Below are 23,146 nucleotides of genomic sequence, written 5' to 3' on the forward strand. Positions count from 1 at the left end.
CCTTGTTCCGCTTAGAGTTTGATAGGAACGGGCAAGGTTTGTATCAATGATTTGAGTCTGTCTCCAAAACGGAAAACCTTGGCAAAAATGCCATTACTAAATCCCTTACTCTGCTCGCTTTTGTTCTCAAATCAGCGTTTCCAGTTCCTCATTTAAAAACAAAAACGGTCCAGTTACTGCTTAATATACCCAGCATCGGCCGGATAAGCAGGTGCAGCCGACAATAATTTTAACAGGGACTGCCGTTATTCCTCAATACTCACGAATTTTTTTAATATGAATGAAATATTTCGTGCGTTCCTTCACATACCAAGACACTATATGGCCGGAAGGCGGAAAGCATAACAGACTTCCCGCCTTCCGGCTATAGGTCATTATTTAACTGTCATGCGAAGATATTTCGTGCTCGTCTGAATATCTATTTCGCGGTCCTTCCACAAGAAGGGCTCGGATGGGTATTCCTGGCGTTTGGATGCCCACACAGGAATCAGGAGCTCATGGCCCGGTTTATTCTTCATTTGGTAGGTCATACGGTATTCATACCTGCCCGGCCGAAGATGATCTAAAGATATACCAGCCCTGAATCCAGCGAAATTATAGTTCTTCCCCTGTGGATTAAAGGAAGGATTTTCTGTGATTTCATCCGTCTCCCTTAATTCGACGGGATACATTTCTTCTTTAAATGACTCAAGGTTCACCACATGGAGGGTCACCCCGGCGTCTTCAGGAGAGCCGACCTCGTAGCCTCTGACAAAGCAGACTCCCTCCAGATTCAGGGTTCCTTCTTCAAACCAGATCTTATTAACCTGCTCCTGCACTTTATCAACGTTTTCCACGAGTAAAGCAAGCGTGTTATTTTCGACCTTTATCTTATTTATATAGCGGCTTTTCATATCCTCAGTAATATTCAGATCTAAATTACCGGCCCATAAAGGAAATTCCCCTTCCTTGTGTTCCTCTTTATATCGGACAAGGAAAGAATATTTGCCTGGCTTTAAAAAGCCGGAAAAATCCTGTTCATCGATCGAAATCCGGAAGCCGGAAGTATCTTTTTTCTCATCCGGCAGAGAGGAATCTCCTTTATAAGAAGAGAGTGCAAGCGGCTTTGCGATCGCTTCTCCTGTCCTTGTATCTTTTACCACCAGCTCATAGCTTCCCTTAAAATCGGGAGCACTGCTGTACAAATATCCCTCCAGCCCGATCGACAATCCGCTCTCGCCTGCTTCCGGAGAAACATTCTCGATGGAATGGATGAACTCAAGAGATGATTTGATTTCATCCAGCTTTTTTCTTCCGCTCATGAATTCATTATAAATGGAGCCGATCTGCTTGGAATCTCCAAAGGCGATGAGTTCTCCCTGATTGATCCAGGCTGCTTTCGAACAAAAATTTTCCACGGCATTTTTATCATGGCTGACAAAAATGATGGTTTTCCCCTGCTCTTTGAACTCATTCATCTTGTTCATGCACTTTTCGCGGAACATAGAGTCCCCGACCGCCAATGCTTCATCGACAATGAGAATATCCGGATCGACATTCACCGAAATGGCAAACCCAAGCTTAGCCCTCATCCCTGAGGAATAGTTTTTGACAGGCTGGCTGATGAATTCCCCAAGCTCGGAAAATTCAATGATTTCATCCACCTTTTCCAGCATCTGTTCTCTGGAGTATCCGAGCAGGACACCCTTCATAAAGATGTTTTCATACCCGCTCAGCTCAGGGTCAATGCCCGAGCTTACATCCAGGAACACCAGTGTCCCGTTCACATCTACCGTACCAGAGGAAGGATCGGCGATGCCTGTGATGATTTTCAGGAGCGTGGACTTTCCGGAGCCGTTTTTGCCGAGAACACCGATGGCCTCACCCTTCGGAAAATCGATCGAAACATCATGAAGCGCCAGAAATTCCTTGTGCAGCTTTTTTTTCGTCACGACTTCTTTAATCGGGCCCCATTTATCTTCATATAACTTATATTTTTTCGTCAGTTGTTTGACGCTAACTGAAATATCCATTGATTATCCGCCTTTCGCGAAACTCACATTATGTCCAGGAAGATCGGCTTCATGCGTTTGTACATATAATTTCCCAGCGCAAACAGAATCAGCACTACAATCCAGAAGTAGAGTGTGTATACCGGATGCTCCCAAAAACCTGATTTAAAAAGGATGGAATCACGGTATCCCTGGACAACGTAATGAAAGGGATTTAATTTGACGATTTTATCAAAACGGCCCGCATTATCTACATTCCATAAGATTGGGGTCATCCAAAACAGGAAGATTAATACGGTATCCAAAAAACGGCCGAAATCCTTGCTTATGGCCACAAGGGGAGCGGTCACCGCACCAAGGCCAAGGAGGAGCATCAGGCCGGCAAAATCATAATAAACCACCTGCAGCCAGAACCACGAAGGATCAATGGAAAAGGCCATGACTGCCAAAATGACGACCAGCAAGATGATGTGGGTATAAAATGAATACATAATCTGCACAGCCGGCAGGATGGCAATCGGGAACGGCGTATTTTTAATAATATGCCTCTTTCCCCGGAAGGCTCTTGATGAAAGACGGAAGCCGTCATTCATAAAGAACCAGGAAACCATTCCAATCGCAAGCCAGGCTATATAAGGTGCCCCATCAACAGGCTTTCCGGCTCTTGAACCTATTTGAAATACGAACCAGTAAACAGCGATCCTCATCAGCGGATTGACAAGCCCCCAGATGGATCCAAGGACTGTTCCCGCATATTCTCTTTTTATTTCATGCAAGGATAATGCGTGGACCATTTTTCTCCTTTGCCACATTTCCTTATAAATATCAAACATACGTGTATCTCCTTTGGTTAAAAGCCCGGATCTGCCGGGCTTTGGACTGGCATGCAGCCTTAATTATTCAAATCCATTCGGATTCTTCGACTGCCAGTTCCATGAATCCTTCACCATATCATCCAGGGATTTCTCAGCGCGCCAGCCGAGCACCTTCTCAGCTTTTTCAGGGTTGGCATAGCTTTCTGCGACATCCCCAGGGCGGCGGTCCGTAATTTCGTACGGAATTTCCCTTTCTGTAGCCTCACGGAAGGCATTCACAAGGTCAAGCACACTGTAGCCTGTGCCTGTCCCAAGATTGAAGGATTCTACTCCTTCGTGGGTTTCCAGGTATTCAAGGGCCTTTAAGTGGCCTTTCACAAGGTCCACTACGTGGATATAATCGCGCACTCCTGTACCGTCATGCGTCTCATAGTCATTGCCGAAGACAGCCAGCTTTTCTCTCTTGCCGATAGCTACCTGTGTGATATATGGAGTCAGGTTGTTCGGGATTCCATTCGGATGCTCGCCGATCATTCCGCTCACATGCGCTCCAACCGGGTTGAAATAGCGCAGAAGGGCAATTTTCCATGTGCTGTCAGATACGAACAAATCACGGAGGATTTCTTCGACCATCAGCTTGGTGCGGCCATATGGATTAGTCGCGGAAAGAGGGAACGACTCATCGATCGGAACAGTCGTTGTATTTCCGTACACAGTCGCAGACGAACTGAAGACCAGCTTCTTCACATCATGCTTGGCCATAACCTCGCACAGATTGATGGTTCCAGTCAGGTTATTATGGTAGTACTTTAATGGAATAGCCACAGATTCACCCACAGCCTTCAAGCCGGCAAAGTGCATGACTGCGTCAAAGCTGTACTTCGAGAACAGCTTTTCCAGTGCATCGCGGTCCAATAAATCAATATTATAGAATGGGAAGTCCTTCCCTGTAATTTTCTTAACGCGTTCAATGGACTCCTGCTTGCTGTTGGACAGATTATCCAAAATCACAATCTCATATCCGCTATTCAAAAGCTCAACCGCGGCATGGCTCCCAATATAGCCTGCACCGCCAGTAACCAAAATTGTCATCATCCTAACCTCACTTTAACCCAAAATGTAAAACTCAATCATTCATTAAATTCCATATAAACCTTACATAAAATACAGCTTGTCAGAATATGCAGCCTCTTGTCAGCTGTTGCATAAATCAAATGTAATTATAACCGAAACCGACAAAAAAATATAGGGACGCCCATCAGAGTACCCCCCTCATTGGCCCCCTTATGGTGACTGTCCACATTTCCTCGGCTTACATCACCCCTAGAATGCCGGTGTGACAGGCATTTTCTTAGGGGCCTGACCCCATATCCCAGCTTTATGCTTAAAGTTGTTTTGAGAGGATTCCATATTATGGAGAAAAATGCAAGTTGGGGGGATTTGGATGGAAAGGAAGTTGAAAGCCAGTACTATTATTTTTCTATTACCGCTCTTATTTTTATTCTTCAGTTCGAATGCGTCAGCTGCAGTGAGATTTATGGGGAGTGATTTGCGTGAGAAAAGGCAGGAATTCGAGCAGCGCTGGAATCATCCTTATTTCCGCTTTGTCCTGAGGCTGGTGACCGGTGTCTGGGGGACGGCACTTCTTATGGATGGGATATCCGTACCATTTTGGTGTTTGAATTATCGGTTTCTGCGTTTCTCGCTGTATCCTCAGTTTTTTTATGGATACTTGGAGTAACCATTGCCTGGACGGTCCTGTATCGAAAGAGTGCAGCGGCCAGGCTATAACAGCATCTGAAATACAATAAGAATGGAGCAGGTTTCTGTGACTACTGCAACGATATACGATAATCCCAGCTTTCAGCACATCTTATCCGTTACAGAGAAACTATTTTGGAAATAGGCTGTAAGAACACGACCCTTCAGGAAATAATTAAGGCGTCCGGCCTGTCTAAAGGTGCCATTTATCACTATGTGAGCAGCAAGGACGAGCTTTTCGGGCTGATTTTTCAGAATAAATTGCAGGAAATTAACAACTAGTTCCATCTGGAAGCCGAAAAAAGAGGGTGAAGCCGCGAGAAAGTTCCAGCTGGTCACTGATCATTCTTATGGAAGGCAAGCCTGATGATGTCACCAGCTTGATCCTCGTCTACCTGTTGAGTCTGGATAGTGAAAAGGTAAAAGACATTCCGAATTCCATCTACCAGTTCAGCAGGGGCATCGCCAGACAGTGAATCGAAACGGCCAGCAGCGCGGCGTTATTCCCAAAGATCTAAATGTTGAAAAAATGGCAGCCCTGCTTTTGACCTTCTCCTATGGCCTCCGGGTCAAGTAAATTCTATCCCTGAAGAGGACTCCTTTGAGGCGGAGGACATCTTCCGGCTGATCATAGGGGGACTGTCCCCATTTCCCGATTACTTCCCAAGTAAAAGACTTGGATTGCGGAGTCTTCTTCTAATTTGTGCCTCTTATAGTACGTAGAATCCAAAAGGGTTACAAAACACCATAAGAGAGATTTTCAAGAATTGTGCTAACGGCTTAATTTTCAATAGGAAAGATTAAGAGCAGGGCAAGTCGGATGAAATCTTGATAGATTGTATAACCGGAAACAACAGTATTGTAAGTGCTTTCCGTCTTCGTTTTTAATACTTGGAGTCTTGGCTGGTTAAACACATGTGGATTAACAAACCTACAGATTTTATTTTAGGTCATTTTTACTATTTTACTAAAAAAATAGATTAAATGTAAAAAAATTACTTTACTATAGGCTCTTAGTGATAGTACAATTTGAATGTTGTTTTTATGACAAATTATTCTTGTGGGTCGAATTATCTATCGGGATATTACAATATGGAGGAGAAACATGTTTAAAAAGAACCACTTTAAAAAAGGTTTAATCATTGGTACGATTTCATTGTTGACAGCAGCAAGTTTTCAGTTCACACCTTCTAAAGCGAAAGCCTATACTTCCAGCGAGACTCTGGATAACCGTGTGATTTTTCAAAGTTTTAGCTTATATCAGCCTTACGAAAGCAATATGTATAAGGAATTGTCACAAAAAGGCGATTTGTTAAAAGAATGGGGCGTCACAGATGTTTGGATGCCGCCGGCCTACCGTTCCTTTGGTATGGCGCGCTACATGGAAGGATATGCAATCAGTGACCGCTATGACTTAGGGGAATTTAATCAGGGGCCAAATGGTACAACAGCAACAAAATATGGTACTAGTGAAGAGTTAAAGAGTGTTTTAAACACATTGCATACGAAGGGGCTCAAAGTGCAGGAAGATTTAGTCCCTAACCAGATGCTTGGACTAACAGACCGGGAAGCAGTTCTTGTAAGACGCACTGACAATAATGGAAATCTGTTCAGAAATCCTTTCATGACCGGGAATTACTCAAAAATCCGTGCTGATCTTTACTTAGCCTATACTAAGGGAGGCGGCCAGGGGCAGCAGAAGTACGGGTATATTAAACAATGGAATAAAAACTATTTCAATGGCACATCGCTTCAAGGTCAGGGAATGGGCCGGATCATGACGGATGAAAATGGTACACCATATCGCTACTTAGGACCTGGCAAGAGTGATAATTATCTTCCTGATTGGTTAAGTGAAGCCGGCGATGTAGGGAAAATAAATAATGTGGATGGATACTTATCGATTGATGGCTGGTATGCTGCTAAAGATGCAGCAACATCAGATCAATACTGGAAACCTATGCTGACTCGTTACAGTGCTGATTACCAGGCCTATATGAAGGAACATGGATACGAGACAATTGATTCCATTATTGAGGGAGATAATGGTGACATTGCGAAAAAGACCGACGCGTATATCCAATCAAAGCCAGCTTACGGATATGGTTCTGAAGACAGATCCTATCAAAATGACAATTCAGGCATAGACGGCATGGACCAGTTCCTTTTTGTAGGTGAAAATGGACTGACCAATCATGGCATTAATCGGACCATCGGAAATAATAACGAGTTCTTAGTGGGAATGGATATTGACAATTCTAATCCGACCGTGCAAAAAGAACAAATTAACTGGATGAATTGGTTAATCGATACCTATAAATTCGACGGATTTAGGATAGATGCAGCGAGCCACTATGATAAGCAGGTCCTGCTTGATGAAATGGATGTTAAGAAAGATCATTTTGGATCGGACCAAAATAATCATTTGAGCTATATAGAATCTTATTCGAATGTCCAGAATCAATTTGAAAAGGAATATGGTAATGGGCAGCTGGTCATGGACCACAATTTATACTACTCATTACAGAATGCCTTGGCCAGGGGTACAAATAAGCCGGGAGCATTAAAAACGATCGCTTCTAATTCAGTTGTCAATCGAACTGCCTCTAGTATTGTAGATCCGACACCGAACTGGTCTTTTGTAAATAACCATGACCAGGAAAAAAATCGTGTTAACAATATTATACTTGGACTAACAGGCATTAAACCTGACCAAAAATATGCACCAGGCCAGGAAAAAGCACTGGATGCGTTATATACAAAGGAAAACGAAACAAAAGCCCTGAATATGTATAATGAAGATATGAAACAAATCGTAAAAAAATATACTCAGAGCAACGTAGTCAGCCAGTATGCATTTTTGCTGACGAACAAAGATACCGTTCCTACAGTTTTTTATGGGGACTTGTTTAAAACAAACAGTTCATATATGAAGGAAAAGACGCCTTATTATACATCGATCACGAACATCCTAAAGGCAAGAAAAGCATATGCGTATGGAAAACAGGCAGTCACTTCTTATCAGACCAATACGTCGACTAAGACAGCCGGCCAGGATTTGATTGCAAGTGTACGATATGGCAAAGACCGGAATACTGGAATTGCAACTGTAATTGGAAACAATCCGAAGACAGATTCCATCATTAAGGTAAATATGGGAACACAACACGCCAATCAGGTATTCAAGGATGCAACAGGATTTGACACAAATAAGCTTGTGACTGACAGCAAAGGTGTATTGACTGTACACGTTAAAGGAACCAGCAACCCTCAGGTTACAGGTTATATCGGAGTATGGACACCTTCCAAGGATAAAACTCCTTCAATTTCATGGACTAAATCCAATTATGACGTGTATCAGGGCAAAAAAGTAAAAATCCAGCCGCAGTTAAAGAATTCAGCATCTAAGATCACTTCCGCGAAATACAGCACTTCCAACAAGGATATCGCTACAGTTGACAGCGCTGGGAATGTGTCAGGAAGCAAGAAAACAGGAAAAGCGACTATTTCCGCTACAGTCACAACGGCAGATCATTTTACTCTCTACACAACCGTTCAGGTGAATGTAAAGACGAATGCTGTAACCCTTAAGTATAATAGCGCTACCTTAAAAAAGGGCAGCAAGGCAACTATATCCGTTAAACTTTCTACGGATAAAATTAAATCGGTGACTTACAAATCATCAAATACCAAAATCGCGACGGTCAGCTCATCCGGACAAGTTACAGCAAGAAACAAAGGCAAAGCAATTGTAACAGCGAGCTATAAGACGGTTGGCGGGTATGTGGTAACAAAGATATATACAGTTACTGTAAAGTAAAGATCATTTCCATTAAAAAGGGCCAAAGAACACATTCTTTGGCTCTTTTCTATGACTAATGCGAGGAATAGAAAGAAAAAAGGACCTTTGGGTTTTTGTTGAATTGATCGGAATTACGATAAAGATTGTATTTCTTTTCGTTAAATGTAGGCCATCTCGACATGAATGATTTTTGTATATATAGTGTACTGGGCCGATTGACGGTTTGTAAATACGCTTCCTTTTAAAAAAAATGTTCTTCCAGCCAGGCAAGCGTATGCTCCAGCATACCCAATGTAATGGTGTGATTCACATTTGAAAACAGTTCAAGCTGCACCTGATTCGTTACTCTTCGGGCTGCTTCAAAAAAAGCTTGCTGACCTGCCGGATTGATGGAGGTATCGTCTTTTCCATGAAGTAACAGGATGCTTCTATCCTTCAATTCATGGAGGAATTGAATGGGGTCATATTTCCGGATCTCTTCCTGGTCAGGATAAGCCTGTGATCCTTGGTTTTGAAAGATTCTTTCAGAAACTTCAAAGGCAGAAGAGCCATTGATATTGATAAGCCCATCATATAGAGGCGATTGGGCAAATGCTCCGCTTGCAATGAAGCCTCCCATGGAACTTCCTAAAAGGACGAGCTTCCTCTCTTTTTCCTTTTTTAATTGCCTGGCCAGATTTTCCCCTTCCTGCACGCTTTCCAGAATCGTTTTCCAAAAGTACTTCTCCATTACATCCTTTCTAAAATGCCGGGACAGGCACTGGCGTGAATCATGATAGAGAATTTCCAGGATGATGACCTCATAGCCCCACTTGGCCAGCAGGTTCCCAAGAAACGCCTGATCCTCCGCTCTGGTTCCCCAGCCATGATACAGCAGCAGCATTGCATTCTTGCCTGTGCCTTCCGGTTGGATATGAAAGCACGGAATGCCTGCAATTTCAGTATGTATAAAACTCATAATCTATTCTTTCTCCCATCACAGTACGGATGTGGCTCGCCTGAAACCACATGCCAGTGAAGATGCTTGGAATCCTGATAGTCTCCGAGATTCGTAAGGACCCGGCAGGCGCCATACTGGGCGGTCACCTTCTCCGCAGTCTCCTGGATCACCCTCATAAGCTCGATCAGCAGAGGGGTATCCTTTTCTGATAAGGGAGGCGATATGCCGTTTGGGAATAACGACTATGTGGACGGGCCAGCAGGGTTTTGTATGATGATAAAGGACAGCAATGGAAATTAAAGAGAATCTAAGCTAAATAGAAGTGATACATGATTAGAACAAAGTTGACCGCAATTCTTGTAAACCTCATGTTAACACCATCCTATTCAGAATATCCTGCCTCGTTACAGCCTAAACTTAACACTGGTTTATTGAGAAGAAATTAAGTTGATGTAAAAATTAACCACTAAAAGCTGTAATTAAGGATCTTTCTCGCTTAGGTTTATTTCTCTCTCTGAGGATTTCAATAACAAAGTGGTATGGCATATTCAGGACTTCGTTGATATCCTTTCCATTTTTTATTACATCGAGGTTGAGTTCCTTCCAGCCGATCACGTTTGATAATTAGTTTTTTTATATGTTATAAAAAGTTAACATTTGGACTTTTAAAAGGCGCTCTTTGTAGAATTTTAGTACCTCATTTTGTTGCTTTGTTTTCGAATCCTCCTGGAAACCTCTAAGCCATCAAGTTTTGGGAACATCCAATCCAGAATAATGAAACTCCAATCACTTTCTTCAATTTTTTGGTCAGAAACAATACTTTTGTATTAAAAATCTGGGATTTAATCTTCAAAAATAGAAGTGATTCCATGGTTTTAGTTTTTTCATTCGAACCGTCTATTCAACTGTGGGGGGGCATAGCTTGGAATGGCTGTTCACAATTAAAGGTTCAAAGCAAAAAGAAGACTTCACCCCTATCATAGATAGTGGACCGTCTTATTTTTGCTTTATTTCGTGCCCTGAACTGCGGCAAATTAATTTGTCAACACCCATAGACTCCCTTTTATTTTTTTAGTTTTCAAGTTGGAACGTTTGGCTGTAATGAACCTTTCCGTTTTCATCGCGTATTTCCACGCCTGCTTGATTTTTAGCCGGATCTACACGGAACACACCGAAGTTGAAGAAATTACCTTCCGCATACAAGCTTTCAGGACCGAAGGTAGGATCCAATGCAGGAGGATTGATTTTTACTGCCCCGATTGGACCGCTGATCAGTTCGTGATAATCTGTTTTGCCGTCATGATTTGCATCGTATTTGATCACTTCGGCAAAATGCACATCGGTTGAGACGAAATAGACATTTTTGATTCCTTTTTCAATGATAAAATCCGAGATTTTTTTGAACTCATTTTCAAATCCTGTCGGGTCATTAGGGTCGGCATTATTTCCATTTGCCCAGCCATCCCTGACGTCTTTCTTTCCTGTCGGAATGGAGATTGGCACTGTCGTAACGACAAATTTCACCTTAGCCTTTGAGTCTAGCAGCTGCTGTTCAAGCCAGTTTAACTGTTCTTGGCCAAGCATTGTTTTATCCGGGCCATCCGCCATGGTGTTCGGAGAGCGGTACCCGCGGTTGTTGAGCATGATCATATCCATCGTATTGCCCCATGAATACTTGTGATAAAGCTTGTCTCCTGCACTGCGTTCACTTGAAATCGGCCAATAATCCTTAAATGCACGCAAACCGGTTGGAGTCAGCGGTTGGGAGGGGCCAGAAAAGTCATTGGTCACTTCATGATCATCCCAAATGGCATACGTTCCTGCTTTCTGTAAAAGACTGCGTAAGCCTGCATCTGTACGATTCTCTTTATATTTTGCCCAGTAATCCTGTACGGTTTGGGAAGGAGGGTTAGGAACAGCCGGTGTCTTATTGTCGGCATAGATGCTATCCCCGAGGAACAGGAAGTAATCCGGATTTAATGCAGACATTGCCTGGAACGATTTGTACGGCGGAATTTGTCCCTGACCGCCAGTGTCTCCGCCCCAGACCATCGTTACTGGTTTTAGACTGTTTTTCTCAGGCACTGTTTTAAATGATCCCTTCACCGAATAGTCACTGGATAGGGCATGTGCACGATAATAATAAGTCGTATCTGCCTGTAATCCATCGACCTTCATATGGACAGTGTAATCTTGTTCCGATCGTGCAAGGCCGGTTTTTACGATTGGATGTCTAAAACTGCTATCGGTTGAAATTTCAAATTGCACTTTGGCCGGGCCATTCGTGCGTGCCCATAGTGTGGCAGAAGAATCCGTTACATCACCGCTTGCAACCCCATGTGAAATAAAAGGCTTTTCCATTAGATCTGCAAGCTGGCCAGGATTGCTCGTGAACTCTCCATCAACACCAAGAGAAAGCATGGAAACCATATCATCCTGTGTATTTACTGTCCGCGGCTGAACGAGAAGATGGTTTTCGTGGGCAGCTTCCATGAAGGTTGGAACGACCAAATCTTGACTTGGTCCTACACCTGCTGCGTAATCAGAAATCCGCTTGAATTCCTGGAATACATCTTTACCTTGCAGCATATCCGCCGTATATAGCTGAATCCGTTTTACATCCGGTGCCAGGGATTGCAACTTACGAAGGCTGTCCTCACTGAATGATTCAAAAACAAGATTCTTGTTATTGAGGGCATTATATTTTTTCAAAGTCTCAACAAGTTTCTCTTCCATTCCAGGATCAACATTTGGTGCTTTTGTTTCAATATAAAGGCCAACTTTTCCATGACCCTTTTCTTTTACAAATTGAATCGCTTCTTCCAGAGTGAGCACACGATGTCCTTTATATTCCTTTTCTTTATCCTCATGACGTGCCCCGCTTGCATCCAGACGTTTAATTTCTTCCAGCGTGAAATCTTTCACCAGCCAAGGTGCACGGTCTGGATAAAGTTGCTTCGCATTTGTTGTTGCCGCTAGAGAATCATCATTCATCAAAATTAAGTGGCCATCCTTCGTCATTCGAAAATTCAGTTCAACGTAATCTGCATGCCTATTAATTGCCTGCTTGAAGGCTGCATATGTATTTTCTGGGCCAAAGGCGGATGCACCCCGTTGGGCAATGACGGAAACATTTGAGGAAATCGGACGTAACGTACTTTGCCCATTGTCCGTAGATGTTGCTTGGCTGCTTGTACTTGGGGAGGCGAAAACCGCCATAGAAGCTCCTGAAGATACTGTTAGGGACAGACAAGCAAGCCCAGCTATAAAACTCTTTTTCATTTTTTTCAACCCCTAGTTCATTTTTGCTTTCGTACTTTAAACTACAGGGGAAACGTTAAGTTTTGTTTACAAGAATACTAACTTTTAGTAAAATCCTGGAATATCAAACTTTTCGCTTAGTTTACAAATGAAAGATAGATTTATTCTCCTAAGACAAAATGCCCAATTAACGATTTTTTACAGTCACTTATGGTAAGGGGAATATCATCATACACATCTAACTGTTTTTGTATTCAGTACATTCCAATCATAAACCTCACATGGCGAAGGAATGATAGGGCGATTGACCCGTTGAGACTTTGTCCATTATGATTGGTATCTATCTTCCAAAAGCAAGTGGTGAATTAGTAGCTTCAGGATGGCCTTTTACAATTTGAATATTTATTCTTCCTGCCGAATCCAGTATAAGGCTCGACATATAATCACTTTTCCCAGAACTATTTATACCAATACTCCAACTTGTCACCCTTCTTATTCTCACTAAACCTATAAAACAATGTAAAAAAGGCTCCTATGGGAGCCCTTTCCATTAATTAATCTTTATATAGCAAATGAATGGCTTCCGATTTGCCTGATAACATGACGGGAGAAAATCCAGTTATCACTGGCAAGACGCGGGTTATAGTAATACAACGCACCACGGCTCGGATCCCACCCAAGGTATGCATCCCTTGCTGCCTGGTATGCTGAAGAATCAGGGGTTAAAAAGTACTGGCCATCCTGTACTGCGGAAATAGCATTCCTTTGGAAAATAACCTCTGATATGGTATCAGGAAACATATTTGATTGGACTCGATTCAAAATGACAGAAGCTACTGCTACCTGCCCTTCGTAGCTTTCACCACGTGCCTCTCCATAAACAACATGTGCCATCATGTTGATGTCCTCAAATCTTTTTGATGTTTTAGGACCTACCATTCCAAGTGCCTCAATATTAAAATCCTTTTGGAATCTTTTCACTGCATTTTCTGTAACAGGGCCATAATAGCCTGTAACATGAGAATTAAAATAACCCATTTCCTTTAAAATTGTCTGAGTATGTATAACCTGTTCCCCAGTTGAACCAACAGATAACTGTGCCGCTTCAGCTGCCCTAAGTGAGAAACTAAAACTTAAAACAAAAACCCCAAGGCAAATCAAATTTTTTAAAAGCTTCATTATGTCCTCCTTGTTATTGTAATACCTTTAAGTATGTATACTCCCCTTTCCTTGAGGTAGTTTCCCTGTGCTATTTTTTTTAAACAAATTTAATTAAAAGGGTAATATTTTACCAGGTTTAAATTCATAGTTTTACAAAAAATATCCTTCATAACCAACAGCGAACCCTCTACTACACTGCCAGAAGAGACTCGGTTAGTTTTTCGGCATAATCAACCCGGTGCCTAAAGATGCGCCCATCCACCTTTAGAACGGGCTGACCCATTAATCTAGAAGCAACATACGAAGAGTGAATTTTATATAATGTTATACCGACCTTTTAATTACTTTTCCTGCCTGTTGGGAAATGGATTCAGGTCCCATTTCCCAACAGGCACAAAAAAATCCCGCAGGAGGTTCCTGCGGGCAATTGGAGCCGGTGTCACCCGGTCCATTTGTCGAGTACTAAAACTTAGGGTTGAAGAATTACTGAATCGTGCAATTCGGCTGACTTTGATTTCTCAAGTAGTCCTGCTTTTCATAGGCAATGGATTATATTAACATGGAAGAAAGAGTAAAAATTCAGTTCTTTTCCTTGTTAACCAGAAATTATAAGTCATTACAGATATTTAATCATATTTTCATAAAGTCTCAAAACCTGCTTAATCCCCGCATAATAGGATTAATTCGTTAATACTCTTGTTTTTAAGTAGTTTATTTGGTGTTTGCTACTAATGTATAATTATATGAATATTTCGAAGGAGGAGCTTCAGATGGACTTTTCCTTGATCGGACAGAAAATCAGAGAGGTCCGATTGCAGCTGGGAATGTCCCAGAAAGAAGTCTGCGCGGGAATTTGCAGCCAGGCGCAAATCAGCAAAATCGAAAAGGGCGAGGTATATCCTTCCGCTCCTACCCTTTATCAAATTACAAAGAGACTGGGGCTTGACCTGAATTATTTTTTTGAAGGAGGCATCACCCAGCGGCAGGATTATGTGGATGAAGTTAAGAGCCAGCTAAAGGCAGCGCGGAGAAATGAAGATTATCAGCTGATCAAAGATCTTGTGAGGGCAGAGCTTTCGAATCCCATTTTCATGAACAATCAGGAAAATCGGCAGTTTTTACTCTGGCACAAAGGAATTTTTGAGTATAAGCTTGATAAGAACACAGACAAAGCCCTTGGGACCCTAAAGCAGGCACTTGCTATCACACATAAAAAGGACAATATCTGGACTGAGACCGAGCTTGCGATTGTGATTTCAATCGGCTCAATCTACAGCGGGGAAAACCGGCTTGATGAGGCAATTGAAGTATTCAGGAAGACCCTTGCCTATGTAACCAATAAAATGAATATTGAAAGCCAGTCGATCCTGCCTTCGCTCTGCTTTAATTATTCCAACGCGCTGACCTGTGCTTCCCATTATGAGGAATCGATTCAATGCTGCCGGCAGGCAATTGAATGGCTGATTCAGCATGATAATATGTTTTTGCTTGGCGAGCTTCATTATAATATCGGCTATAACTATGAGTTCATGGGACAAGCCAGGGAGGCTTTCCGATATTACGAAAAGGCTGTGCGGATATTCACGCTTCAGAAGCAAACCAGGCAAATACCCTACATACGTGAAAAAATGGAGAGATTACAAAATGAGGCTGGTCCTCATTCAACTGGAGGAACGGGTTCATGATCTTTCGTATCTTTGATGGCTTGCTGCATCCGGCAAAGCTAAGAAATGAATTGGCTGAAGCTGAAGCTGTCAGCGGGCTGCCGCTGCGGGTGGTCCTGGCCTTTATATCAAGTTTATTTTTATTTTCTCTGAGCGGTTTTTTAGGAGTCGGCTCTGAGCATTTATCCGGAAAGGCTGCTGTATGGAGTCCTGCCGACTATGAAGGAATTAAATTGTTTTTTCTGGGCGGCCAATTTCTATCCGGACTGTTTTATGCACTTATCATTCTTTACTTTTTTGGTTTGTTTTTTCACATATTATTTGAAATTGATTTTCACAAAATACTGGCGGTCCAGCTGATCGTGCTCGTGATCAGTCTTGCGGGCAAAGCCGTCTCCACCCTGATGGGTACTCTGGGAGGGATCCCGGTGTCGGCTTCCCCTTTTTCTCTCGGAGTCATCGGCCATTATCTTACGAATTACGAGCCCGTCTTGTACTTTCTTGGCCAGATCTCCCTTTTTCAGGCAGCGGCAATCGTGTTCCAGATTTATATGTTCCGCGCTTTGACCCAAAAGAGGACAGGCATCATTACAATATGGGTTCTTGTTCTGCATGTCTTGTTCTGGATCATTGAAGCAATTTTACTTTCTATTAATCTGGCCAAATTTCTGTAGAGGAGGGCTCCGCCATGAACAAAAAAGCCATTGCGGCAGTTTCCATTCTGGCAGCTACATTCATAGCACTTAATCTTTTTCTTATTTTTAAAGATGATAATAAAATCAAGCGGACCTCCTATCTCAATAAATGGCAGGCTGCCAAAAAGCAGACGCTGCGAAAGGAGCTTCCGGCATCCGGGGTCGTCATTCCGGAAGAAGAACAGTATGTACACCATGATCCCAAGAAAGGGACCTTTCAAAAATTCCTTGTTAAAAAAGGAGACCAGGTAACGGCCGGGACTCCGCTTTACACATTCGTTCCTCAGGATCACGAGGAGCTCCAGCAGCAGCTGGAGTCGCAGAAGTCTGCGGCTGAAGGAGAATTACAGAGCATCAAAGAGCATATCGACAGCCTGACTAGCTATAAAAGCAGTCTCGAAACTTCCAGCACCGATACGTATGCTGCAGCAGCTGACCCGGCGGCCAAGGATCAAACCAGCCCAAATGATTTAAAAATTTTCGAGCTTGAAAAAGATCTTTACAGCCTGGAAGCCGATCAGTCCCGGATGCAGGCAAGGGTGTCGGCCATTGACAGCCAGCTGTCCTCCTTAAGCACTGACAGCTCAGAGGTGAGTGTCGAAAGTGAAGTGGACGGTTATGTTTCGGATATAAAGCAGAGCCTGAAGAATCCGCTTATTACCATCAGCTCCATAAAAACGGCAGTTGCCGGCTCACTGTCAGAAAAGAACAGGCAGGATGTCAAGGAAGGCATGGAGGTGCGGATCCTGTCCCAGAGGGGCAATCATGAATCAGCTGGCGAGATCACGGCTGCTTCTAACTTTCCTGAAAAAAAGCCTGAGGTGAAATCTAAAAGCTCTTATGCGTTCCAGACTTCCATTGCCAAGCAGAAGCCTTTCGCGCTTGCCGGCTCCCATGTGGATGTGCAGATCATAACAAAAGAGGCTAAGGGAGCTGTCGTTGTACCAGAGGAAGCTCTCCTGAAGGAAAAGGAGCGTTATTATGTATTTGCGCTCGGATCGGACGGTCTTCTGCATAAAAGGCAGGTGGAGCCCGGATTTACAGTGGATGGCAAGCGGGAAATCAGATCCGGTCTGAAGTCTGGAGATGCGGCTGCCTCCAATTACAAAGAGGTTGTAGAAAATAAAGGGCCCTTCTTTACCCAGCTTCATGCCGAAGACCTGCAGGCGTCCCGGCTAAAAAAACTCCTTGAAGGCAAGAAATGGCTCTTGTCCTTCTTCAGCGGAGTAAAAAATGGATAAAAAAATTCCTGGGCAGCATCTGCTCAGGAATTTTTATTTATTTACTCGTTTCATTTTATCCAGAAATTCTTTGGTCAATCGCTTTTCACTTTGAGAAGCCATACTTTTAAGGAGAGGCCTCTTCCTTTGCTGCGATTGATTCACACATAATCCATTAAAAGAAGCAAACTTCAACTACTACCCCTCCTGCCTTCATCCTGGTGCCCATCAGACCGAACACTCACTTGCTACTATATACCCGGATCCCTCAGGTCTAAACATAAAAAATTCGAGAAATGGAGATTGTCCCCATTTCCTTGCCCTTCAACCCTTGTGCCGCTTGATTTTAACTATCTTTTTTATGGGGTCTGTCCCTATTTCCCGTAGTTTTTTTGAATAGGGATGGAGTTGAAAATGTAGTATAATGAAAAAATACGTTCTTTTCCTCCGGCTGCTGATGCCGGCATTTTCTTGCTGGTTCCAGGCGCCCTGGAAAAGAGAATGGTTAGTTATTTTCAACTAAATATTTGGGAAAGGGTGATGCGGCAGAGCTGGTTTCTGCCCTCGGCTCTGCGCAGAGCCTGTAATTTCCTGCGGATCCTGGAAATACTGGCGGCTTTTCGTGGATGAATTGATCCATGGATCCAAGCATCTCGGCGTAGTATCTTCCTTGGAAAACATGTCCATCCTGTTGGTAGCGCCTATTAATATAGAAGAAGTACCTCGTGTTCAGCTTTTTCATGACCGGTGCGGTTGGACACTGATGGTTTCGCGCGGGGAGAATGGACTTGATTGCACTGGCTTCTGGCAGCATCGACAGCTGCGTATTCGGAACCTTGTCATCGAGAAAATGATCGGCACGGCGATTTTCGTCGCAGATGATCATAAGTGCACCGGAATGCCAGCATGGCATTTTCTAGTTATTCGTTTATCTCCTTTTTTGGTTTTGAATATACACGTTTTACAAATACATTTTGAAAAAAAGGGTCAGACCCCATAAAAAAGTATGTTTCATAGGGTTTTTGGCTCAGGAAATGGGGACAGTCCCCCTAGTGAGGAGGATTTGGTTTGGATGTTTTGAAGGTTGGGGAGCTTTTGCTGGAGGTTTTGGATCGGGATGATGCCGAGGCTGCGGAGGCAGTCCAGAAGGGATTTGCTTTGCATAGCCGGGGGCTTGTGTATCGTCTTGCGGATTTTGGCGAGGAAATTACGGCCACGGTCCAGGACGAGGGGACAAAGAAGGTGTATCTCGACTGCATCATGCCTCAGGAAAGCAGCTGTTCCTGTAATTGGGGCTTTATGTGCCAGCACCAGATTGCGGTCTTCCTGACAGCCTATGCCCGGAAGGCAAGTGCGATTTCATGGCTGTCCTCATGGAAAGGAACTTCCAAGTCTCCTGCCGAGGAGCTAAGCAATGTGATTCCGATCACTAGTGCAAAGGAATTACTGAAGCAGAAGACCTCCATGAGCCGGGATTACTCCACCTGGAAAAAGTTCACGAAGAGCAGCTTTAAGAGCTATATCCTTGAAAATAAAACCATGCCTGAATATATGCTGGACCGGATGCTCTCAAGCTTTAATCAGCGCATAAGGGAAAAAGCGCCGCTTGAACGTGAATGGCGGCATTTATATGACTTTATTACAAATTATATTGTATTTCTGGAATGCCTGAAGCTTTTAAATGCTGAATCGAGCCCAAAGGTCTCTCTTTCCTTTTTCCACGACCTGGCCGCCGATCTGGCCGAGGAGCTTCAGGATATGGTCCTTTCAATCGGAAGACAGTCCCAGCCATTCGCCTTCGATAAAATGCTTGCCGGGATCAAGGATGAAGCTGAGCAGCTTCTCTCCGGCCGCAATCCCCTTCAGTTTGAACGCCTGGAGCTCTACCGCTCACTCTGGAGGCACCTTTTTAATTCCAAGGACTGGCGCACCGCTGAATGGGACCGGCTTCAATCGGAGCTGGATGAGCCTCATTCGGAAATAGAGAAGCTTTCTCTTCAGGTTGCAGCCATCCACCTATCACTTCTGCTGAGTAAAGATGAAGAGGCCCGGAGCCTGATCGATGGACTGCCCCCTTCAGCCAGCCCTTTTCTCTATTCATGGCTGCAGCGGGCCATCGAGACGGGCAATGAGAAGCGGACCCTCTTTTTTGTGGAGCATGTGATAAACAGGATTGGAGCCTATTTAGGAGCCCTCCACTCCTATTATGAGCGGTCTGACTTTGTTAGGACCTTCGCCATGCCGATCAGGGTATTCTGCCAGGAGACCAAGAAGTCCGATCTTTTGGAACGGTTTTATAAAGAGACGCTTCCCTACAGCTTTCTCGAATATGCGAGGATGCTTCTGGAACAGAAGGAATACCGGCGCTGGGTCGAGCTCCAGGTGATTTCCGGCGACGGACTCAGCATGGTGTCAAACGAGACCATCAAGATCCTGCAGAAGGAAGAACCGTCCCTTCTGCTGCCGCTCTATCATCATGTGGTCTTTACAAGCCTTGAGCAGAAGAACCGGCCAGCTTATAAAACGGCCGTCCGTTACTTGAAAAAGCTGAAAACCTTATATAAAAAATTAGATCAGGAAGAAAGATGGGCTTATTTCTTGAACCATCTCACCGTCTCTACCAAGCGTCTGCGGGCCTTTCAGGAAGAATTGCAAAGGGGTAAGCTGATCCATGTGGAATAAATCAAAAATACTTGTAGATGTCCAGATGCATAAAGATGGCCAGTTTATGATAACCGGCCGGGATGAAAATCATCATAATATCCCTATCCAGACCTTAAGGAAGCTGTTCTTTACCTGGGATGAATCCAGCTTCTACGGGACGATGCTTGAAACAAAGGGCTATGAAAAGCTGGCGGGTGTCCCTGTCGATGCCTGGGGCATGCTGAGTGTGTTCGGAAAAGAAACCTTTAACAGCTTTATTGAATGGGATTGGGGAGACTTTGCCTCCTTCTGCCTATCGACTGCCCATTCCCTGCTGGAAGGCTTCGAGCAGGGAGTCCCTGTCCCGGATTTTGCGCGCCTTCTGCGTGAAGAACCTGCCTGGGACCTGCCTCCTGGTATTCTGAATGAATTTGATTCAGGCTTTCTCGAGGAGCCGCTGGCCGTTCCCTTGGCCGCAGCAGGAATGAATGCCGGCAGGGAACAGACCGTCAAAGCCCGGGAATTTCTTGAAAACTGGTATAATGCGGCAGCCTCTCAATACTTAGCGCGGACGGTAAGCGAAGAGCGCTGGCAATCCACGATCAAGGGATTTTCTGAAGCAAGTACAACTCCGGAGGAGCTTCAGGCATACTTCACTCCCGAGCGCTGGCAAAAATGGCTGAATCCAAAAGAGGACACGAAACCGTTCACGACCGTTCTCCGGCTTACAGAGCCTGAAAACGGAGAAGGTCCGTGGATCCTTGAAACCATGCTCAGATCCAAAAAAGATGAAACAACTATTCTTCCTTTTGCAGGAAAAGGCCGCCAAAAGCCGCCAAAAAGCTGGCAGCCCTTCTTGGATGAAGCAAAGCAGGAAGTGGAGGACTGGGCGAAGCTCGCTCCCTATTTACGGGCAGAGGGCACCTTTATCAACGAACTGGATGAGGCCGAGGCCTGGGACTTTTTAACGAATGAAAGTGAAAAGCTGATCTTCCTCGGAGCAGAAATTCTGCTTCCATCCTGGTGGCAGGCCATCCGCGAGGCTTCTTTCCGCGTGAAGGCACGTGTAAAAAGCACGCCGTCCTCGCGTGGGCCTTCCTATGTCGGTCTGCAGGCACTGATGGATTTCGACTGGCGCTTCTCCATGAATGGAGTCGACTTTTCAGAAGCCGAGTTTCAAAAGATGGTTGAAGAAAAGCGGCGCCTCATCTATGTACAGGGGCAATGGGTGAAGCTCGATCCCGCCTTTATCCGCCAGATTCAGGATATGATGCACGAGGCAGAGAAAAAAGGGCTCCAGCTCAGCGATCTCCTTCATCAGGAGCTGTCTCCGGCGGAGGAAGAAGACGACGCTGCAGGAGAAGACGATGATATGCTGAGGATCCAGTTTGAGCTGAACATGGAGCTGAAGCGCCTGATGTCTTCTCTCAGGGAAACAAGATCCATTCCGGTTGTTTCTCCGACTGAAAACCTCCACGGGACATTGAGGCCTTACCAGATCCAGGGATTAAGCTGGCTTTACTTCCTGAGGGAGCATGGCTTTGGTGCCTGTCTCGCCGATGATATGGGACTTGGAAAAACCGTTCAGATCATCGCTTATCTCTTGAAAGTGAAGAGTGCTGGCAGCGGGGACAGCCAAGAGGCAGACGGAAAGCCTGCCCTCGATACATCCCTGATCATCTGCCCGACATCCGTTCTTGGAAACTGGCAGCGGGAGCTTGAACGATTTGCTCCCGACCTGAAGGTGTATCTGCATTACGGCAGCAGCCGGCCAAAGGATGCCGAGTTTTATGAGACGGTCAAGGATTATGATGTGGTGCTCACTTCATACGGCATCACCCATCAGGATACCACCGAGCTTGAATCCATCCATTGGTCGAGCATCATTCTGGATGAAGCGCAGAATATTAAAAACGCCGGCACTAAGCAGTCCAGGGCTGTGAGAAAGTTACAGGGTACGCACCACATCGCCCTCACAGGAACACCGATGGAAAACCGTCTGAGCGAGCTCTGGGCCATCTTTGATTTTATCAACAAAGGCTATCTGGGAACGCTCGGCCAGTTTCAGGAGAAATATGTGGGTGCCATTGAACGGGAGCAGCAGCAGGGGAAAATCAAGGAGCTTCAGCATCTGATTCAGCCGTTCTTATTAAGGCGGACCAAAAAGGATAAAGAAGTCGCCCTCAATCTTCCGGATAAGCAGGAGCAGAAGGAATTTGTTCCACTGACAAGCGAGCAGGCTTCCCTGTATGAACAGCTAGTCCAGGATACCTTCTCCCAGATCGAAAAGCTGTCTGCGATGGAAAGAAAGGGCATGATCCTTTCTCTATTAGGCAAGCTTAAGCAGCTTTGTGACCATCCTTCTCTCTATCTGAAGGAAGGTGTGGAGCAGCATGAAGCGGCACGTTCCGGAAAGCTCGAGAAGCTGGTCGAGCTGATTGATGCAGTCCAGGATCAAAAGGAAAGCTGCCTCATTTTCACCCAGTATATCGGAATGGGAGAAATGATGAAGAATCTGCTGCAGGAACGCTTCGGCCTGGATGTGCCTTTCCTGAACGGAAGCATGCCGAAGGCCAAACGGGATGAACTCATTGCCGACTTCCAGGAAGGAAAATTCCCGATCTTCATCCTATCCTTAAAGGCTGGCGGAACAGGGCTCAATCTGACGGCAGCCAATCACGTCATCCACTATGACCGCTGGTGGAACCCGGCCGTTGAGAACCAGGCAACAGACCGTGCCTACCGGATCGGCCAGAAGAAGTTCGTCCATGTCCATAAGCTCGTCTCCACAGGGACACTCGAGGAAAAAATCGATGCTATGCTTGAGAAAAAGCAGGCCTTGAACGAAGAAATCCTCAAGGGCGAAACCTGGCTCACCGAACTGTCCGACAAGGAACTGCTTGACCTTGTTGCTCTTTCTTAGTGTTATCGGAAAGGGCTGGCCGTTTTCAGGTGCTTTGCCGAAATGAAATGTGAGACTCGCCAACGATGGCGAGTCTCTTTATTAGGAGTACATTGAGTTACCCGCAAAATCAAAATAAGGGGAGATTTTCCCATTATTTGCTGGATGGAGCCCATTTCAGGAAAAATAAGGGGAAGTTTGGACTTCCGTCAAGAAAGTGGACACTAATTTTAGGATAACTTTTAAAATGATGGCTTGTTTTGTATAAACTAAATGTTTCCCTAGGTAGGA

At 44.5% G+C, this 23,146-nt stretch carries 17 protein-coding genes and 1 pseudogene; 9 read left to right on the top strand and 9 right to left on the bottom strand.

The window, feature by feature from the left end:
• Positions 1 to 374: 374 nt before the first annotated feature.
• From H539_RS30105 to galE, 3 genes are all read right to left on the bottom strand, one after another.
• A complete protein-coding gene (locus H539_RS30105) occupies positions 375 to 2,012 on the bottom strand; it encodes an ABC transporter ATP-binding protein (RefSeq protein ID WP_051348510.1) in 1,638 nt (545 codons plus the stop codon).
• Between the two features lie 23 nt (positions 2,013 to 2,035).
• Positions 2,036 to 2,824, bottom strand: a complete 789-nt coding sequence (locus tag H539_RS0108285) for an ABC transporter permease (RefSeq protein WP_026693124.1) — start codon at positions 2,822 to 2,824, stop codon at positions 2,036 to 2,038.
• 63 nt (positions 2,825 to 2,887) lie between these two features.
• On the bottom strand, positions 2,888 to 3,898 hold the full coding sequence (galE, locus tag H539_RS0108290) for a UDP-glucose 4-epimerase GalE (protein WP_026693125.1): 1,011 nt from the start codon (positions 3,896 to 3,898) through the stop codon (positions 2,888 to 2,890).
• A 352-nt stretch (positions 3,899 to 4,250) separates the two neighbouring features.
• Between galE and H539_RS0108295 the strand changes: the two genes are divergently transcribed.
• From H539_RS0108295 to H539_RS0108315, 4 genes are all read left to right on the top strand, one after another.
• The gene (locus tag H539_RS0108295) at positions 4,251 to 4,547 is read left to right on the top strand and encodes a DUF3159 domain-containing protein (protein WP_026693126.1); all 297 of its coding nucleotides are present in this window, start codon (positions 4,251 to 4,253) and stop codon (positions 4,545 to 4,547) included.
• Between the two features lie 155 nt (positions 4,548 to 4,702).
• Positions 4,703 to 4,849, top strand: coding sequence for a TetR/AcrR family transcriptional regulator (locus tag H539_RS30690; RefSeq protein WP_245602145.1), 147 nt, complete (start codon positions 4,703 to 4,705; stop codon positions 4,847 to 4,849).
• Positions 4,850 to 4,875: 26 nt separating this feature from the next.
• On the top strand, positions 4,876 to 5,043 hold the full coding sequence (locus H539_RS31405; RefSeq protein ID WP_155889970.1) for a hypothetical protein: 168 nt from the start codon (positions 4,876 to 4,878) through the stop codon (positions 5,041 to 5,043).
• A gap of 629 nt (positions 5,044 to 5,672) precedes the next feature.
• Positions 5,673 to 8,387, top strand: a complete 2,715-nt coding sequence (locus H539_RS0108315) for a glycoside hydrolase family 70 protein (RefSeq protein ID WP_035322188.1) — start codon at positions 5,673 to 5,675, stop codon at positions 8,385 to 8,387.
• A 223-nt stretch (positions 8,388 to 8,610) separates the two neighbouring features.
• Here H539_RS0108315 and H539_RS0108320 read toward each other — a convergent pair whose 3' ends face one another.
• From H539_RS0108320 to H539_RS0108335, 5 genes and pseudogenes are all read right to left on the bottom strand, one after another.
• Positions 8,611 to 9,327 carry an alpha/beta hydrolase family protein gene (locus H539_RS0108320; protein WP_026693128.1) on the bottom strand — a complete coding sequence of 239 codons (717 nt, stop codon included), beginning with the start codon at positions 9,325 to 9,327 and terminating at the stop codon, positions 8,611 to 8,613.
• Positions 9,324 to 9,588, bottom strand: a pseudogene (locus tag H539_RS32790) (HIT domain-containing protein); the annotation flags it as partial. The gene H539_RS0108320 and the pseudogene H539_RS32790, both read right to left, overlap by 4 nt.
• Before the next feature lie 180 nt (positions 9,589 to 9,768).
• On the bottom strand, positions 9,769 to 9,924 hold the full coding sequence (gene gpGT / locus H539_RS33420; RefSeq protein ID WP_425414701.1) for a phage tail assembly chaperone GT: 156 nt from the start codon (positions 9,922 to 9,924) through the stop codon (positions 9,769 to 9,771).
• 456 nt (positions 9,925 to 10,380) lie between these two features.
• A complete protein-coding gene (locus H539_RS0108330; protein WP_026693129.1) occupies positions 10,381 to 12,591 on the bottom strand; it encodes an alkaline phosphatase D family protein in 2,211 nt (736 codons plus the stop codon).
• A gap of 540 nt (positions 12,592 to 13,131) precedes the next feature.
• The gene (locus H539_RS0108335; RefSeq protein WP_026693130.1) at positions 13,132 to 13,749 is read right to left on the bottom strand and encodes a cell wall hydrolase; all 618 of its coding nucleotides are present in this window, start codon (positions 13,747 to 13,749) and stop codon (positions 13,132 to 13,134) included.
• Positions 13,750 to 14,501: 752 nt separating this feature from the next.
• On the opposite strand from H539_RS0108335, the gene H539_RS0108340 reads away from it, so the two are divergent.
• From H539_RS0108340 to H539_RS0108350, 3 genes are read left to right on the top strand one after another with little or no spacing between them, the layout of a single operon-like run.
• Positions 14,502 to 15,416, top strand: a complete 915-nt coding sequence (locus tag H539_RS0108340; RefSeq protein ID WP_026693131.1) for a helix-turn-helix domain-containing protein — start codon at positions 14,502 to 14,504, stop codon at positions 15,414 to 15,416.
• Entirely contained in the window at positions 15,413 to 16,069 is a 657-nt protein-coding gene (locus H539_RS0108345; RefSeq protein WP_026693132.1) for a hypothetical protein, read from the top strand. The genes H539_RS0108340 and H539_RS0108345 overlap by 4 nt, the downstream gene beginning before the upstream one ends.
• Positions 16,070 to 16,083: 14 nt before the next feature.
• Complete coding sequence (locus H539_RS0108350; protein WP_026693133.1) at positions 16,084 to 17,331, top strand: efflux RND transporter periplasmic adaptor subunit; 1,248 nt, start codon at positions 16,084 to 16,086, stop codon at positions 17,329 to 17,331.
• A 484-nt stretch (positions 17,332 to 17,815) separates the two neighbouring features.
• Here the strand turns inward: H539_RS0108350 and H539_RS0108360 are convergent, their stop codons facing one another.
• Positions 17,816 to 18,196: a hypothetical protein gene (locus H539_RS0108360; RefSeq protein WP_155889973.1), complete on the bottom strand. Its 381-nt coding sequence runs from the start codon at positions 18,194 to 18,196 to the stop codon at positions 17,816 to 17,818.
• A gap of 182 nt (positions 18,197 to 18,378) precedes the next feature.
• Between H539_RS0108360 and H539_RS0108365 the strand changes: the two genes are divergently transcribed.
• Together H539_RS0108365 and H539_RS0108370 are read left to right on the top strand one after the other, a co-directional pair.
• Entirely contained in the window at positions 18,379 to 19,992 is a 1,614-nt protein-coding gene (locus H539_RS0108365; RefSeq protein ID WP_026693135.1) for a hypothetical protein, read from the top strand.
• Complete coding sequence (locus H539_RS0108370) at positions 19,982 to 22,876, top strand: DEAD/DEAH box helicase (RefSeq protein WP_026693136.1); 2,895 nt, start codon at positions 19,982 to 19,984, stop codon at positions 22,874 to 22,876. The genes H539_RS0108365 and H539_RS0108370 overlap by 11 nt, the downstream gene beginning before the upstream one ends.
• The last annotated feature ends 270 nt before the right edge of the window (positions 22,877 to 23,146 follow it).

The organism is Peribacillus kribbensis DSM 17871, from assembly GCF_000430765.1.
Taxonomy (GTDB): Bacteria; Bacillota; Bacilli; order Bacillales; family DSM-1321; genus Paraperibacillus; species Paraperibacillus kribbensis.

Excerpts from the sequence above, each read along its gene's own strand:
- H539_RS0108350 (WP_026693133.1), top strand. The coding sequence starts at position 16,084 with ATGAACAAAAAAGCCATTGCGGCAGTTTCCATTCTGGCAGCTACATTC.
- H539_RS0108330 (WP_026693129.1), bottom strand. The coding sequence starts at position 12,591 with ATGAAAAAGAGTTTTATAGCTGGGCTTGCTTGTCTGTCCCTAACAGTA.
- H539_RS0108320 (WP_026693128.1), bottom strand. The coding sequence starts at position 9,327 with ATGAGTTTTATACATACTGAAATTGCAGGCATTCCGTGCTTTCATATC.
- H539_RS0108285 (WP_026693124.1), bottom strand. The coding sequence starts at position 2,824 with ATGTTTGATATTTATAAGGAAATGTGGCAAAGGAGAAAAATGGTCCAC.
- H539_RS0108370 (WP_026693136.1), top strand. The coding sequence starts at position 19,982 with ATGTGGAATAAATCAAAAATACTTGTAGATGTCCAGATGCATAAAGAT.
- H539_RS0108360 (WP_155889973.1), bottom strand. The coding sequence starts at position 18,196 with ATGATCATCTGCGACGAAAATCGCCGTGCCGATCATTTTCTCGATGAC.
- galE (WP_026693125.1), bottom strand. The coding sequence starts at position 3,898 with ATGACAATTTTGGTTACTGGCGGTGCAGGCTATATTGGGAGCCATGCC.
- H539_RS0108315 (WP_035322188.1), top strand. The coding sequence starts at position 5,673 with ATGTTTAAAAAGAACCACTTTAAAAAAGGTTTAATCATTGGTACGATT.
- H539_RS30105 (WP_051348510.1), bottom strand. The coding sequence starts at position 2,012 with ATGGATATTTCAGTTAGCGTCAAACAACTGACGAAAAAATATAAGTTA.
- H539_RS0108295 (WP_026693126.1), top strand. The coding sequence starts at position 4,251 with ATGGAAAGGAAGTTGAAAGCCAGTACTATTATTTTTCTATTACCGCTC.
- H539_RS0108340 (WP_026693131.1), top strand. The coding sequence starts at position 14,502 with ATGGACTTTTCCTTGATCGGACAGAAAATCAGAGAGGTCCGATTGCAG.
- H539_RS0108345 (WP_026693132.1), top strand. The coding sequence starts at position 15,413 with ATGATCTTTCGTATCTTTGATGGCTTGCTGCATCCGGCAAAGCTAAGA.
- H539_RS0108335 (WP_026693130.1), bottom strand. The coding sequence starts at position 13,749 with ATGAAGCTTTTAAAAAATTTGATTTGCCTTGGGGTTTTTGTTTTAAGT.